Source organism: Spirosoma pollinicola (assembly GCF_002831565.1).
Lineage (GTDB): Bacteria > Bacteroidota > Bacteroidia > Cytophagales > Spirosomataceae > Spirosoma > Spirosoma pollinicola.
On the sequence record NZ_CP025096.1, the window covers coordinates 7,286,938 to 7,301,589 of the forward strand.

At 47.2% G+C, this 14,652-nt stretch carries 11 protein-coding genes and 1 pseudogene; 3 read left to right on the forward strand and 9 right to left on the reverse strand.

Translation table 11 applies throughout. The features are described from left to right. Positions 1–8: 8 nt before the first annotated feature. Positions 9–929 (forward strand): helix-turn-helix domain-containing protein, encoded by a 921-nt coding sequence (locus CWM47_RS30650; protein WP_100992377.1) that lies wholly within the window; start codon positions 9–11, stop codon positions 927–929. 35 nt (positions 930–964) lie between these two features. Further along, a pseudogene (locus tag CWM47_RS30655) lies at positions 965–1,218 on the forward strand (SDR family oxidoreductase). A 13-nt stretch (positions 1,219–1,231) separates the two neighbouring features. Here the strand turns inward: CWM47_RS30655 and CWM47_RS30660 are convergent. Continuing rightward, entirely contained in the window at positions 1,232–2,200 is a 969-nt protein-coding gene (locus CWM47_RS30660) for a helix-turn-helix domain-containing protein (protein WP_100992378.1), read from the reverse strand. 93 nt (positions 2,201–2,293) lie between these two features. On the opposite strand from CWM47_RS30660, the gene CWM47_RS30665 reads away from it, so the two are divergent. Beyond that, positions 2,294–3,466 (forward strand): FAD-dependent oxidoreductase, encoded by a 1,173-nt coding sequence (locus CWM47_RS30665; protein ID WP_100992379.1) that lies wholly within the window; start codon positions 2,294–2,296, stop codon positions 3,464–3,466. A gap of 70 nt (positions 3,467–3,536) precedes the next feature. Here the strand turns inward: CWM47_RS30665 and CWM47_RS30670 are convergent, their stop codons facing one another. The 8 genes from CWM47_RS30670 to hisD form a co-directional block, all read right to left on the reverse strand. Further along, on the reverse strand, positions 3,537–5,147 hold the full coding sequence (locus CWM47_RS30670; RefSeq protein WP_100992380.1) for a Na+/H+ antiporter: 1,611 nt from the start codon (positions 5,145–5,147) through the stop codon (positions 3,537–3,539). A gap of 86 nt (positions 5,148–5,233) precedes the next feature. Beyond that, a complete protein-coding gene (locus tag CWM47_RS30675; protein ID WP_100992381.1) occupies positions 5,234–6,478 on the reverse strand; it encodes a hypothetical protein in 1,245 nt (414 codons plus the stop codon). Between the two features lie 218 nt (positions 6,479–6,696). Then, the gene (locus CWM47_RS30680; RefSeq protein WP_100992382.1) at positions 6,697–7,449 is read right to left on the reverse strand and encodes a LytR/AlgR family response regulator transcription factor; all 753 of its coding nucleotides are present in this window, start codon (positions 7,447–7,449) and stop codon (positions 6,697–6,699) included. Then, positions 7,446–9,074: a sensor histidine kinase gene (locus tag CWM47_RS30685; RefSeq protein WP_100994132.1), complete on the reverse strand. Its 1,629-nt coding sequence runs from the start codon at positions 9,072–9,074 to the stop codon at positions 7,446–7,448. Before CWM47_RS30685 ends, CWM47_RS30680 begins: the two co-directional genes overlap by 4 nt. A 221-nt stretch (positions 9,075–9,295) precedes the next feature. Next, positions 9,296–10,954: a carboxylesterase/lipase family protein gene (locus CWM47_RS30690; RefSeq protein WP_100992383.1), complete on the reverse strand. Its 1,659-nt coding sequence runs from the start codon at positions 10,952–10,954 to the stop codon at positions 9,296–9,298. Between the two features lie 587 nt (positions 10,955–11,541). Then, positions 11,542–12,048 (reverse strand): peptide deformylase, encoded by a 507-nt coding sequence (locus tag CWM47_RS30695; protein WP_100992384.1) that lies wholly within the window; start codon positions 12,046–12,048, stop codon positions 11,542–11,544. Further along, positions 12,045–13,229 (reverse strand): aminotransferase class V-fold PLP-dependent enzyme, encoded by a 1,185-nt coding sequence (locus CWM47_RS30700; RefSeq protein ID WP_100992385.1) that lies wholly within the window; start codon positions 13,227–13,229, stop codon positions 12,045–12,047. The genes CWM47_RS30695 and CWM47_RS30700 overlap by 4 nt, the downstream gene beginning before the upstream one ends. A gap of 127 nt (positions 13,230–13,356) precedes the next feature. Continuing rightward, a complete protein-coding gene (hisD, locus tag CWM47_RS30705; protein ID WP_100992386.1) occupies positions 13,357–14,646 on the reverse strand; it encodes a histidinol dehydrogenase in 1,290 nt (429 codons plus the stop codon). Between the last annotated feature and the right edge of the window lie 6 nt (positions 14,647–14,652).

The following is a 14,652-nucleotide window of genomic DNA, read 5'->3' on the forward strand; positions in this document are numbered from 1 at the left end:
CCAGAGCTATGACCAGTGGGCAACCTAACCGTATTAAAACGATCACCGACTACCATCGGATGCTGGGGCTTCCCAACCCGGAACACCCGTTAATCAGTGTGATCAATCTGGAATCGTTTCAGCGTCCGGTTACGGATGAACCGGTCAGTTTGATCTTTGATTTTTATTCGATCTCACTGAAAAAGAATTTTCATCTCCGGATGAAATACGGGCAGCAGTCCCATGATTTTGATGAAGGTGTGTTTTTCTGCATGGCGCCGGGACAGGTGATAACGATTGAGCTTAATTCAGATGCACTCCACCGACCGTCGGGGTGGATGATATTGGTTCATCCTGATTTTTTGTGGAATACGGCGCTGGCAAAAACCATCAAGAAGTACGAGTTTTTTGGGTATTCAGTCAATGAAGCCTTGTATTTATCGGACAGGGAAGAGGGCATGATTACCGGTATTGTGCAGTATATGGAGCAGGAATACAACACCAATATTGATAAGTTCAGCCAACCTGTCATTATCGCCCAGCTTGAGTTATTGCTGACCTATGCCGACCGGTTTTACCAACGTCAGTTTATTACCCGGCAAATCAGTAATCATAAAATTCTGGACAAGCTGGAGACGTTACTTACAGGCTATTTTAACAGCGATGATCTACTGAACAACGGGTTACCCACTGTTCATTACGTTGCCGAAACGCTTAACGTATCGCCCAGTTATTTAAGTGGATTACTTAAAGCATTGACGGGGCAAAGCACCCAGCAACACATCCACAATAAGTTGATTGACAAGGCAAAAGAACTGCTATCGACGACGGATTTATCGGTAAGCGAAATTGCTTATGCGCTGGGCTTTGAACATCTACAATCGTTCAGCAAATTGTTCAAAGCAAAAGTCAACCGTTCGCCGTTGGAATTCCGGCAGTCTTTTAACTGATAAAACAATTAGCCATCGAACTTGGCGACTATGGTGTGCGGGCCAACTGCGTTTCTCCCGGCCCCGTAAAACCCAGTTGGCGGCAGCCGTTCACTCACCGGAGATCATTCAGGCGTATTATGACGGTATTCCGATAGGCCGCTCGGCAACAGAGCGGGAAATTGCGGAAACCATCTACTTCCTGTGCTCCGAAAAAGCCGCCTTCGTTACCGGGCAAATGATTGCCGTCGACGAGGGCTTCGATGCGTCGGGTATTGGCCTGCCAGTCCTGAGGGCTTCACGGGAATAGGGTGTTATTTTAGTTAACTCTCCATACTCCACCGTTTTGGCTTCACCCCTATATGTTCTTCAAAAAGCCGCGTAAAGTGACTCATATTACTGAAACCTAATCGGAAACCCACTTCCGATACCGACAGTTTATGCGCTCGAAGCAAATTGGCGGCCTCCTGCATACGGAACGATTGGTAGTAGTGAAAAAGACTGATGCCAAATATTTGTTTGAAAAGACGTTTGAGTTTCGACTTACTAAAATTTGCTACAGTGGCTAATGCATCAAGATTGGGTGGCGTATCCAATTGTGTCAGTATAGTATCTCGTATTTTATAAATTGTTTGCACATCATTACTATTCAATGCTGACACGGTAGTGTTTTCTCGTTTTAACAATTCGGCAATTAATAAACATAGTAGTTCTTCAGCTTTTACCTTGTAATAAAAATTAGTGAGTTTGTCGGGGATATGGCTTGTCAACATTTCATGGGCCACTTTCTGTATGCCCGCAGGTAGTTGCTCTTCAAATAAAAAAGACTGGTGATGGCTGGTAATTGTGCCAATAATATTATTTCCATAATCTACTTTCAGCAATTCTTTCAGGTAATCAATGTCAATACCAATTACAATTGATTTAATTAAAATCATACTCGGAAAGAACATTTCCGCATCTATATTGCCTGAAAAGATCTGAACAGACTGCAATAAGTTTGTCTTAATCCCCGAGTTATAATTTTCCGATTCCGATACGGAAAGATTGTGAAAAATGACAATTACTTTCTCCGTCTCCACCTGTGCGGTGGTTCTTTTTATTAACAAGTCTTCTTTTAATTCGTAATCTCTAATCATCATTCTGAGGCCTGGGCTAAACTTAAACCGTTGTAAGTAGCCTTTGCCAAATTGAGCCGGAATAATGACTTTACCAGTAGCATCAACAGCCGTATTCAGCCGGTCTGCAAAGCGTTTAAATAAACTAACGCCATCGTCTATCAATATCTCCATAAATGAGCTTTTAAGACTAAAATAACGCCAAATACAGCTATTTTACGTCTATATGGCAGCCTAATTTTGCATTGTACTAAAGAACAATGTCAAATGAATTTACTACAAAACAAAAAGATAGCGATCATTGGCGGAGGTCCTGGCGGACTAACGCTTGCCCGACTTTTACAACTCAAAGGAGCAACCGTAAATGTGTATGAACGAGATTTAAATAGAGCGGTGAGGGTTCAGGGTACGAGACTTGACCTCCATGCCGAATCGGGATTGAAGGCACTTGAATACGCCCGTTTGACGGATGCCTTCAAAAAAAATTATATACCCGATAATGATCGAACACGGGTTGTTGATGAGCATACAAAAGTTTTCTTTGACCAACATAATGGAGAAACTGCCGGAGATTTTGGCGATGAATGGTTCAGGCCCGAAATAGCCCGTGGGTCACTAAGAACTATCTTACTGGATTCTCTACAACCCAACACCGTTGTTTGGAACAGTCATATCGTTTCTCTTGAACCCATTGACAATATGTTCCAGCTACTTTTTCAAAACGGCAATACAGTTAGTGCCGACATTGTCATTGGAGCAGACGGAGCAAATTCCAAAATTCGCCAATTTGTTACACCTATCAGGCCGTTTTATTCAGGCGTAACCATTTTACAAGGTGGTATTGATAAGCCCGAAACGAACGCGCAAAAAATCCATGATTTTTTTAAAGAGGGAAAAATCATGGCTCTGGGCGATTCAAAAACAATAACGGTTGTCAGCGACAAAGTTAATGGCAATCTGGAATTTGGTTTAAGTTGGAAAGCCGATGCCAACTGGGTTGCAGACAGTGGTATTGATTTTAATAACGGCAAACAAGTTGCTAAATGGTTCAAAAAAGAATTTGCCAATTGGGATAGTATCTGGCATGAATTAGTCGAAGCAGAAAACACCCTATTTATCCCAAGACCACAATACTGTATGCCTCTGGATCAATATTGGAAAGCCAAACCAAACATAACACTCCTAGGCGATGCTGCTCACTGGATGCCGCCCTTTGCCGGCGAAGGCGTAAACATGGCAATGCTTGATGCGCTTGAATTAAGCGAAAGTCTAACCAATGAAAAATTCACTGATTTAACATCAGCCGTAGCTCATTATGAAAAGCAGATGTTTGCACGGTTTGCCCACATAGGAAAGCTAACATTGCATAACACCGAATGGATGCACTCACCTGAGGGATTAAAAAAAATGTTGGGCAGATTTAGGCATGACGCAAACTAAAAACACGTAGCCCGAAAAAAAATCGCTAATAACATGGGTTTAGAATAGCGCTGAATTGGACACGTGTGTGCTAAATAGAGGTCGTATCCTCCTGAACCAGTTTTTCGCGCACTTTTAGTTCTTCAAGATCGACCAGTGAGAGGTATTTCCGAATCAAATCTTCATCAAATTCCATCTTATGGTTCATATCGATCAGTGTGGTTCGTTGCTGTTGAAGCAGTTCCAGGTAAGTCCGTTGAAACGTCATAAGGTTCGTTATTCGGGTTTTGTCCGGTTCGTGCAGTTCCTGGCTGAGTAATCGGGAATCAATTGATAACCGTTCGTTCAGATTGGCAATGTGTTCATTGGAAAGTTCTGTTTTTTCTAAAAAATGAAGTGAAGTCCGGGTAATTGCCTGTTGGATGATAAGTTCTTGCCTCCTTTCTGGAATCGCGTTTTGCATACCCTGTAAGTTTACTTTTTTAATCAGCAAAGGCAGAGTTAATCCTTGAAAAACAAGGGTTACCAGAATGACAACGAATGTGATAAAGAGAATCAGGTTGCGGTGCGGGAAAGGCTGACCTGCGCCAACAACTAACGGTATTGACAGAGCTGCGGCCAGCGATACTACCCCACGCATTCCGGCCCAGCCTAAAATTAGGGGGCCGCTCCATTCAGGATTTGGGTCGGCCACGGTGATAAAGCGGCTGGCAAAGCGGGTGAAAAGCGCTGCGCCATACGTACACAACAGCCGGGTTACCATCAGCACGACCGAAATGACAAGTCCATAGCCAATGGCGCTGGGTAGACTTACATCGCCAAGCTGCCTGACAATAGGGGGCAACTGAAGACCGATAAGCAAAAACACCAGTCCGTTCATGACAAAAACAATATTGGTCCACACGTTTACGCCCTGAAGCCGACTCTGGTAGCTTAACATACTTTGTCGCTTGTTCGATAGCAACAGCCCCCCGCTAACCACCGCCAGCACGCCCGAAAAGTGAAAATGCTCTGCCGCATAATACATGCAGTAAGGCGTTACGAGCGTTAGCACGATTTCGATACTGGGCGTAGTTGGCAGCCAGCGAAGAATGGCATATAGAATGATACCCACCAACAGGCCAATGCCGATGCCCATAAAAACGACCAGACCAAAACTGGTAGCGGCTTCCTGCAAGTTGAATTGCCCGGTTATGACGGCAGCCAGCGCAAACCGAAACACGATCAGGGACGATGCATCGTTGAGCAGGCTTTCGCCCTCGGCAATACTCACCAGCGACTTAGGTACGTTTACCTGCCGCATAATGGTCGTTGCCGAAATGGCATCGGGTGGCGAGATGATGCCACCCAGGAGAAAGCCTAATGCCAGCGTGAAGCCCGGAATGAATGCCTGCGATACCACGGCAATCACGCAGGAGGTCAGGATAACAATGGGAAAGGCAAAACTGGTAATAACCCGACGCCATTTCCAAAACTCTTTCCAGGATGTCTGCCAGGCCGCTTCAAACAAAAGTGGCGGTAGAAAAATAAAGAAAACCAGATCCGGGTCGATGGTAATTGTTGAAAATTCGTCTGTAAGGCTGAGTGCTAATCCGCCTACTACCAGCACAATAGGATAAGCCAGGCGAAGCTTATTGGCCAGCATCACCAGCGCCAGAATAATCAGGATGAGGTATACATATTCAATGAAAAGACCTTGCATATCGTTCTGTTTTCATAAAAATAACAAAAGCACAAGGCAAGAAAACCAATTGTTAATTTTTTTAGGATGTCGTACGTTCCAAGCGCTTATTTAAACCCAAAGAGGAACGGGAATAAAAAGGTTACGACTGCACTCCAAACGCTGTAGATCGGGAGAAAAACGGCCATTGACTGACCCACCAGCACGAGGTCGGTCTTTCGGGTCAGTGCCCCCAGGAGCCTTACTCCCACATACAGTAAATGTGCGAGCATCAACACATTCGCCCCCAATACCGCTGCCCGGTTGGGCGTAAATCCTCCTTCGGCAATTCGAAAAAGGACCGCCGATAAGGCAATGCCATTAACCAAAACAGTAACCGCCGATAAGAGGAAAAGAATGAGAATCTGGGTAGGGCTCTTGCTGGTTGGTGTGGTTTCGGCGACCGAAAAGAAAATAAGAGCCATAACGCCAATTAACAGCACGTTGAAAAGCAGTAGAAACTCCCGATCATGATACGGGTCTTTCCCCGAGAAAACCGTGGCTACCAGATAAACAACCAGCATGACCAGCGCCATCGGGCTGAATAGATTGGCAATTACCGGGGCAACTTTATTAACCAGGGTTGGCTGGGTTTGGGTAAGAAAAGTGCCCACAATGGGTACAGCAGCCAATCCGCAAATTACTACATAGTTGAAGTAAACCGTTTCAATGTTCCAGCCAATCAGTCTGAATAAATTAATGGTGAGTGCCGTTGTCAGCCCACCCGTGATTAACAATAGGGCAGTCATTATGGCTAATTCTCCATTGTATCGTAGAAAGCCCAGCCAGTTTACCCCGGTTTTCAGTTTGCCTCCGCCAAACGAGAAACCCAAAAGAGACCACAGCCACAAGGGTAAGTGAATACAGGCTAAGTTCAACGTATCGCCGGGCTTGCTCTGAGGAAGTGCGTTGATAAAAATGATCGCTAGCAGGATGAATCCAGCCAGCAAGGCACCTGTTTTCCAGGCAATTTTGTTTTTCCAGGAAAAGTAGGCGATCAACAGCGGGAAAACGATAAAGCCAATATTGCGGACGTAAAAAGATTCCGGATCCAGCGATAGCAACGCGGGCAGTTTAGCCACAAGTGCCGCCAGCAGTGAAGCAGCAACCACAATTATTCGCTCCTTGGCCGTGCCCCAGAATAAACCTTCGGGACTGTAATTGAGTCGTTGGTACCAGCCTTCGACCAGCGGATTCTCCCGCAATTGTGGATATAGCGTGTCAAAGGCCGTTTTGAAGGTTGCCTTGTTATTCCGGTACAACTTTTCCAGTTGCCGGGGATTGTCGATGTTCAACAGTATTTCTTCGCGCATGGTAGAATTAGGGAACAGCTCACAGAAACACAAAATAAAAAGTACTTTGCGTTTCAAAGTTAATGCAAATTTCCATTCTACAGCAAGTACATAATTAAAAAATGTTTATCGTGACTATTGACTACCTATCGGTGAAAACTTGCAGGGAAGAAAATCAATAGGAAGTGAATTAACCAACATATAGAAGATTACTATTAAACCTGTTCAAATGCTCCTTTTTACAAACGCAACGCTTTTTTCAAGTCTTCTTTTTTACCTCTGGATATTGGCAATTCTGCCCCGTCAGTCAACAACAAAAAGTCACCAAACTCCTTTTTCCAGCTCTTGATAAACTTTTTATTGACCAGATGCGATTGATGGCAGCGTATAAAACCATAGTCGGTTAATAAATCGTCATACGCATAAATGGGCTTGCACACCAGAAGTGTTTCGCCACCGGCCAGGTAAAATGTCGTGTAATTATTAGACGATTCACATCGAATAATTACACTGGTTTTTACAAAGCGCGTCTCTTTTGCCGTTGCTAAAGCAATTCGCTGTTCTTCCTGATGATGGCCTGCCTGCACTAAATGCACCAGGTTCTGAAGTAATTGATGCTGCTCTTTAAGACGATGCTGCCTATACGCTCGCTCTACAGCCGCTTGTAATTCATCAATATTTACCGGTTTTAACAGGTAATCGACTGCGGCAAACCGGAGGGCCTGTATGGCATACTGATCGTAGGCCGTTACAAATATCACCCCAACATTACTATTGTGCAGGCTGCTTAACAAATCGAAGCCGCTTTGTCCCGGCATTTGTATATCCAGAAACAGCAAATCAGGGTGGTGAAGATAGAGCAGGCTTTTAGCGGTCTCCGCATTCCGGGCCGTAGCACATACGTCCACTTGTGGACAGTAGGCCGCTAATAGGGCTCGCAGATTATCCAGATTATGCTGTTCGTCATCAATCAAAAGGGTTTTAATACTCATAAAAACCACTGCTTAAAGGTGAACGTAAGTTGCATACCCGATGGTAAAGCATTACTGATCGCATAGGTAATCGGCTGGTCGGGATGCAGTCTATTTAACAACTGAATCCGGTCACGCGTTAACTTTAATCCCATGCCCGGGGTTAATTTATCCTCCATATAGCCCTGGCCATTATCGGTAATAGAAACGAGCATGGTGTGATCAACCCGGCTAATAGTAACGTTGATAACTCCCTTTTCCTGTAGTGAGGCTACCCCGTGTTTTACTGCATTTTCAACCAACGGCTGTAGAAGCAGCACCGGCAAACTCGTTTCATACACATTTATCGTCGTGTCGACATTGATTGTGTACTGAAAGCCAAACCGTAGTTGCTCCAGCTTCAGATACGTGTCTAACGTCTGGATTTCTTCGTGAAGCGATAGTTCATCTTTATGGCTATGTTTTAGCGATTCCCGCAGGAGCCGGGCAAAGTCTGACAGGTAGCTATTGGCCCCTTTAATATCCTGTTTATTAATGAGGCCCTGAATTGAGCTGAGCGCATTGAAAACAAAATGAGGATTTAGCTGTGCGTAAATTGCCTTTAGTTCGAGTTGTGACCTGGTCTTATCAAATTGTTCCTGTTGTGTTTTCCGGCGCTGCCCAATAAACAACAGTAAGAATAAGCAAGCACCCAATAAAGCAGCGACAAAAACACCGACTGAAATACGGAACAGGTTTGTTTGGTACCAGGCAGGCAGAACGTCAAATCGGTACTCATCGATATTCTGTGGTTGGGCTGAAAAGCGTATTTTAAGCACATAATTCCCTGGCGGAAAATCCTTAAGCCAGACAAAGCTGTTGTCATAATCATTGAACCGCCAGGGGGTGTAAATACTGCTATTTCGAATCAATTCGTATTGTATCTGCTCCTTGTAAAAAATTGTTCCCCGTAGCACAAACACAATATTGGTGTTTGTAGAAGGTACAACAAGCACTGGCGACTGCTGGTCTGTTGTTTCTTTAATCGCTGCCCAGGGGAATTGCAGCTTTTTCAGGAACTGATCAATAGTTTCGGACGTGTAGATATTCGTTATGACCGGTTTTATTGATTCCCAGGCAACCAGCGAGGTAGCCACAATCTGGTCGGTGGCAACTTTTCTAACATCCAGAATCAGCATACTGCCAAAGCGGGTTCTGTAACCACCCAGGTAAGCCATTTGAGGATTGTCTGAGTCACGAATTAGCGTTGAATCTGTAAATTGGCTGATACCACGCCACGGCACCAAAACACGATTACCAGGGTATTCGATTACGCGAAACTGGAACAGGTTTGCGTTTTTCGGACCAACGCCATGTAAAAAAAACTGTGCACGAGCCGTATCAAACGTAGTGCGGGCCAGTAGCTCTTTAGGGCGCAACTGATGGAAAGCAGAATCCTTTTCCAGCGCAAAAAAATGGTCGCTTGTTTTCCGTATCGACCATAGAAAATCGTTGCCTTTACGCAAGGCTAAAACCAAACCAACCGATGGTGATTTCCCGGTTGCTCCTTCTGTATAGCTTTGTGAATAGTCGTCCCAGTTGATTTGCGCTTGTGCAGAAACAGCAGTATATAGCCATCCAATAAGTAATACGATTATCGTTTTCATGTTGTCGATAGTATGACAACAAAAAAAAGACTGTTTCTGCCGAAAATTCAGACCAATGTGAATTCGGCGTGTCTGACTGTGAATTGGTAGCAATTGGCCCAAAAAGTACAGCATTAGTTAACCTGAATTCGTAAAGTAGAAAGCCCCAACTTGTTTGTTGCTCGTCTATAAATTTGTCGAACAACAAACCAGTTGGGGCTCAAAAGATAAAGAGCTCTCCGTTACACCAACGCTTTCCGGGCCTCCCGGTCAGGGTCATTTACCAGCGCGGGGGTATCATCCAGCACCATCGTTTCGCCATTCTGGACTGTATAGGGTTTCCAGGCGGGCAAACCTCCTCCGTTTGGATTGCCGGTTTTTACAAAGTTAAGGAAGGAGCCCGCCATCTTTTCCGATAACGCTCTGGGCCGTTTGCCTCCCCCTGTGTGGGTCAGCATCAGATCGGTGTTGTAGAACCAGAAACAGATGTCGTCGCAGTGGAACGCCCGCATCCGACCATCGAACAGGGGTGGCTGCCAGCCAAACCAGGCCACATAAACGGGGGCTTTCTGGCCCGACACTTTCGCATCGGCGGTGGCAATGGCATTCTTCCGGTTAGAGACAACTAACGCCCATATCTCGATAGGGCGTGCTTTTGGGAAGTTTCTGGCGTAGGCATCAACGACGTCGCTAGTCTTATCGCCAAAGCGGGATTTGAGTTTTTCTTTCACCTCAGCCAGCGAAATACTTTCCAGACTGGCATCTGTCCGGTCGGGGTTTTGCTCATGAAAGGTGGAACAGATCATCAGAGGAATACTGGCCGAGAAGTGATTCGGGTCGGTGAAGAAAGGCCCTTCTTTCAGTGTAACGCCATCGCCAACGGGGGCATAGCCACCCCGTTGAATACCCATCTTTTTGGCTTCATCGGCCATTTTCTCCGTTGCCCGATTGGCAATGTCGATATATTCACGCCACGGAATTTGCTGGAGCTTGTCTATTTCGCCAGACTTGAGACCAGCTTCTTCCATAATTTTCATCCCCAGCTTTTCTGCGTATTCTTTATTGGTGCCTGCCAGCGAACTGCCGCTCAAGGCAACCGCCTTATGAAACAGCCCTTTCGCCGATGGCATATTCATTAGCGTCGTCACCTTGGCTCCCCCACCCGACTGACCGATGATGGTGACGTTAGTTGGATCGCCCCCAAAGTTGGTGATGTTGTTTTTAACCCATTCGAGGGCTGCCACCATATCCAGATTACCGACATTGCCCGATGCCGGATTGCCACCAGCCGCTTTTAGATCACTGTAGCCCAGCGCACCGAGCCGGTGGTTTATGGAGCAGAAAACGACATTACCCAGGCGAGAAATATTCTCGCCATGATAACCGTCCTGTTCAATGGCGTTACCATTCACGAAGCCCCCCCCGTGCAGCCAGACGATTACGGGCCGTTTTTGGGTATCAATGGCGGGTGTCCAGACATTGAGTTTCAGACAATCTTCCGATACATCGTCATAATTCCAGTGATCGACAAAGGAAGCATAGACATTTGAGTACCGTTTTTCCATAATCTGGGGAGCCGAGTTTCCCCACCAGAGGGCAGGCCGAATCTCGGTCCAGGCGGTTGGTTTTTGCGGGGGCATAAACCGATTCTTTCCAGCGGTATCGGCTCCGTAGGGTATGCCCAGAAATTGGTTTATGCCCCGGAGAATGAACCCTCTGACTTTTCCGTGTTCTGTGTTGGCGATCGCTATCTTGTCGCCTACTAACAAAACCTGATCGTCGGCCGTTGGCTTTGCTATTTTTGGCGGTTTTAATCCAACGGCGGTGGCTTGTTGAGAGACACCCAAACTGGCCACGCCAACCCCGAGTGATTGTAAGAAATTACGTCTTGACGGTTTCATCTTCGACTAGCTGTTAGAAGGTAAGGAAAATCTCAATAAATGAGCTTACCGTAAAAGGGACGCAATAGGCCATTTTTACTATTCCAGACTAACATATTCACTGCTGATTATCAGCAGTTGAATGACACATACGACAAAACCCATCTTTTCGTAAAAAGCAGTCACTTTATCGCTGCTTTCCATAGCTTTCAGCCAGACAACCTCCTTATTTAGCGCCCGTGCCTGATCGACGACAAACGTTATTCCTGGTCGCCAATACCTCTGCCCGTTGCTTTTTTCTGCAAATAAATTCGCTCTAATTCCAGCGCATTACGGCCGGGTTAACAGGCTGACGGCTGATCCATATTTAATTTTAGAAACCCGATTGGTTCATCATCTGAATAAATCAGGTAGAAGCGGGCATTGGGGTCGTTTAGCTACCAGTTGAACACATCGGGCGTAAACGAGCGATCTATATACCAGGCTCCCCCATCGTACCAGAGATGAAGATAATGGTCAGCATAAGCCCGTTTAGCAACTTCCTAGAGCAACTCTGCGTCGAGAGCGGATAATAAGTCAAACCGAAGCTGGGTCTTGGTAAGCATACGTTAAGGGTGCGATTGAGGTGTTGGACGCCATTTAAAGGCTTGTTCGTCAACGGCTCGCATGGTACAGAGAACGCCATTCAGGTGGTCATATTCATGCTGAATCAACTCCGATATTGGCCAATCGGTAACGGTCCAGGTGTGGAGTTGCCAGTGTTCATCCCGGTAGGTCAGCGTTACGTTGCGGTGCCGCCGAACACGCACTAACAGGTTTGGAAAGCTCATGCAATCGTCCCAGAGTTCGTCGGTTTCTTCACTAACAGCCACCAATTCAGGGTTGATAATTACCTGAGGGCGGTCTACATTCAGGTAGATCAACCGTTTCATAATACCCAGTTGAGGAGCCGCAATACCCCTGCCAAATTGATATGTCGACCGAATTTCCTCCATAACGTTGTGCAGATCGGCTACCCAGTTCATTAGCTGTGGTAAGTCTGATTCCAGAACGGGCTCGCAGGTTTCGTACAGGCGAAGGTCGCCCAGGAGTAAGAGGTCGGCGAGGTGTTTCATGCCAGGATGCGTTTCAGCGTGGTAACCAGGGTAGTAATCTCTTCGTCGGTATTGAAATAATGGGGCGAAATACGAATGGCGGCTGTTAGCATACCTTTTCGATCAAAATCCAGAATAGCGGCTCCGTGCGGGCTTATCGACACATTGATGTGTTCGGCAGATAACGCGGCTTTTATCTCCTCCGCCGATTTGCGCTCACTATACAGGATGATAATGCTGGACAACTGATCGCCTTCATCCAGCAAACGCACGCCCGGTACCAGGGCCAGTTGGGTTCGCAGTGTTTTGCAAAGCTGCAAGTTCCGTTCGGCAATAGCGGCTACCCCTACAGCAAGGGCGTACCGATGGGCTTCGGCGGCACCCAGCACGAGGGCGTATGGAAACTCCCAATCTTCAAATCGTTTGGCCGTTGGCTCCAGTTCAAATGTATCTGCCGACGCCCAGGATGCGCCGTGAAGATCGACAAATAAGGGAGCCATATTGGCAGATAAAACGTTGTCGGAGACGTACAGAAATCCCATGCCGCGTGGACCACGCAGAAACTTTCGGCAGGTTGCCGTCAGGAAATCACAGTGAATCTGGCGAACATCGACCGGCAACTGCCCCACCGACTGGCAGGCGTCTACCAGATACAGCACATCATGCTCACGGCAAAGCTGACCAACTGCTTCGACGGGCTGAACCAGCCCGGAGTTCGTCGGCACGTGCGTTACAGCAACAAGCCGTGGCCGAAGCGATTTGATTTTATCGGCCATATCACTCACCGATACCCCGCCCGATGCTTCATCAGCCGCCCGAACGACCTCGACACCAAACCGTTTTTGTAACGACAAAAAGGCGATTTGATTGGACACGTAATCGTTGGTGGTCGTCAGAATCACATCGCCCTGTTGAAACGGAATTGCCGATAGTGCACGGGCATAGGCATCCGTAGCATTGGCGGTAGCGGCTATGTTGTCGGCAGTCGTGTTTAGTAAAGAGGCCGTTGCGCTGTAAAACGCCTGAATAGCGTCTTTCTGCTGTGCTGCGGCTTCATAGCCACCAATCTGAGCTTCCAGCGCAATATGATTCGTCATGGCGTCGATCACTGATTGCGGCATCAGCGATGCGCCCGCATTATTAAAATGTATGACGTGTTGAACGCCGGGCGTATCAACGCGGACGGTAGCGAGATCAAGCATTAATGGGGGTACTAAACGTGTAAAACCGATTTCAACGAGATGACTTCAAGACTTGTTCATCTGAATTTACCTCGATCACTAACTGGCTCATGATTTCTTTGATCGTTTAGACAGCAAGGTAACAAAATCAAACCGGTTTTAAGTCTGCCAGACTCGCCAGCCGTATACCCACGGCCCGCTTGTGGGCATCGAGCGATTCGGCTTCGGCCATTGCTTCTACAACGGGGCCAAGCAACTGCAAACCTGCGGGTGTGATGTGCTGAATCGTGATTTTTTTCACGAAACTATCCAGCGAGACGCCACTATAAGCCCGCGCAAAACCGTTTGTCGGTAGGGTGTGGTTCGTGCCCGAGGCATAGTCCCCCGCCGATTCGGGAGTGTAGTTACCCAGAAAAATAGAGCCGGCGTTTATAATTTTTTCGGCTACAGCTTCGGCATTATCAACACTAAGTATCAAGTGTTCAGCCGCGTAGGCATTGAGCAGATCAATGGCATCGGCTTCCGTTTCGACCAGAATCGCCTTGCTGTTTTCCAGTGCTTTGGCAGCCAGTTCGCGACGGGGCAGTTTGCTCAGTTGGGTTGGCAACGCCAGATTAACCATCGACACCAATTGCTTACTGGTCGACACCAGCAACACCTGGCTGTCGGCACCGTGTTCGGCCTGCGAGAGTAAATCGGCAGCAACGAAAGACGGAATCGCTGAATCATCGGCATACACGGCAACCTCGCTCGGTCCGGCGGGCATGTCGATAGCCATACCTTCCTTCGCCACCAGCATCTTTGCCGATGTGACATACTGATTACCAGGACCGAAGATTTTATAAACTCGTGGTACCGATTCCGTTCCGTAGGCCATTGCGGCAATGGCCTGGGCTCCACCAATGCGGAACACCTTTGTGATACCCACCAGTTTGGCGGCAAAATAAATGGCCGGGTGGTTGCTGGGCGTACATAAGATCACCTCACGGCAGCCCGCCAGTTGAGCCGGAACACCCAACATCAGCACCGTGCTAAACAGTGGGGCTGTGCCGCCGGGAATGTACAAACCCACTTTTTCGATACCCACGCTTTTGCGCCAGCACATCACCCCCGGCATGGTTTCCACTTTCTCGATCGGCTGTTTTTGCCTTTCGTGAAAGAGACGAATATTGGTATAGGCCTGACCTATTGCGGCCTTCAACTCATCGCTCAGTTGGCTTTCGGCGGCATCGAGTTCCGACAGGGGCACTTCCAATCCGCCTTCCGACAAATCGACTTTATCAAATTTCTGCGCCAGCTCAACTAAAGCCGCGTCGCCCCCACGGCGAACCTGCGCCAGAATGGGTGCTACTGCCGCTTCAATCTGTTGTGTCGACTGTACCGGGCGAGCCAGTAACGAAGGCCACTCAATACGGTCGGGAAAAGGAATGATGTTCATGGATAA

Coding starts and splice junctions, on each gene's coding strand:
- CWM47_RS30650 (WP_100992377.1), top strand. CDS start 9: ATGACCAGTGGGCAACCTAACCGTATTAAAACGATCACCGACTACCAT.
- CWM47_RS30660 (WP_100992378.1), bottom strand. CDS start 2,200: ATGGAGATATTGATAGACGATGGCGTTAGTTTATTTAAACGCTTTGCA.
- CWM47_RS30665 (WP_100992379.1), top strand. CDS start 2,294: ATGAATTTACTACAAAACAAAAAGATAGCGATCATTGGCGGAGGTCCT.
- CWM47_RS30670 (WP_100992380.1), bottom strand. CDS start 5,147: ATGCAAGGTCTTTTCATTGAATATGTATACCTCATCCTGATTATTCTG.
- CWM47_RS30675 (WP_100992381.1), bottom strand. CDS start 6,478: ATGCGCGAAGAAATACTGTTGAACATCGACAATCCCCGGCAACTGGAA.
- CWM47_RS30680 (WP_100992382.1), bottom strand. CDS start 7,449: ATGAGTATTAAAACCCTTTTGATTGATGACGAACAGCATAATCTGGAT.
- CWM47_RS30685 (WP_100994132.1), bottom strand. CDS start 9,074: ATGAAAACGATAATCGTATTACTTATTGGATGGCTATATACTGCTGTT.
- CWM47_RS30690 (WP_100992383.1), bottom strand. CDS start 10,954: ATGAAACCGTCAAGACGTAATTTCTTACAATCACTCGGGGTTGGCGTG.
- CWM47_RS30695 (WP_100992384.1), bottom strand. CDS start 12,048: ATGAAACACCTCGCCGACCTCTTACTCCTGGGCGACCTTCGCCTGTAC.
- CWM47_RS30700 (WP_100992385.1), bottom strand. CDS start 13,229: ATGCTTGATCTCGCTACCGTCCGCGTTGATACGCCCGGCGTTCAACAC.
- hisD (WP_100992386.1), bottom strand. CDS start 14,646: ATGAACATCATTCCTTTTCCCGACCGTATTGAGTGGCCTTCGTTACTG.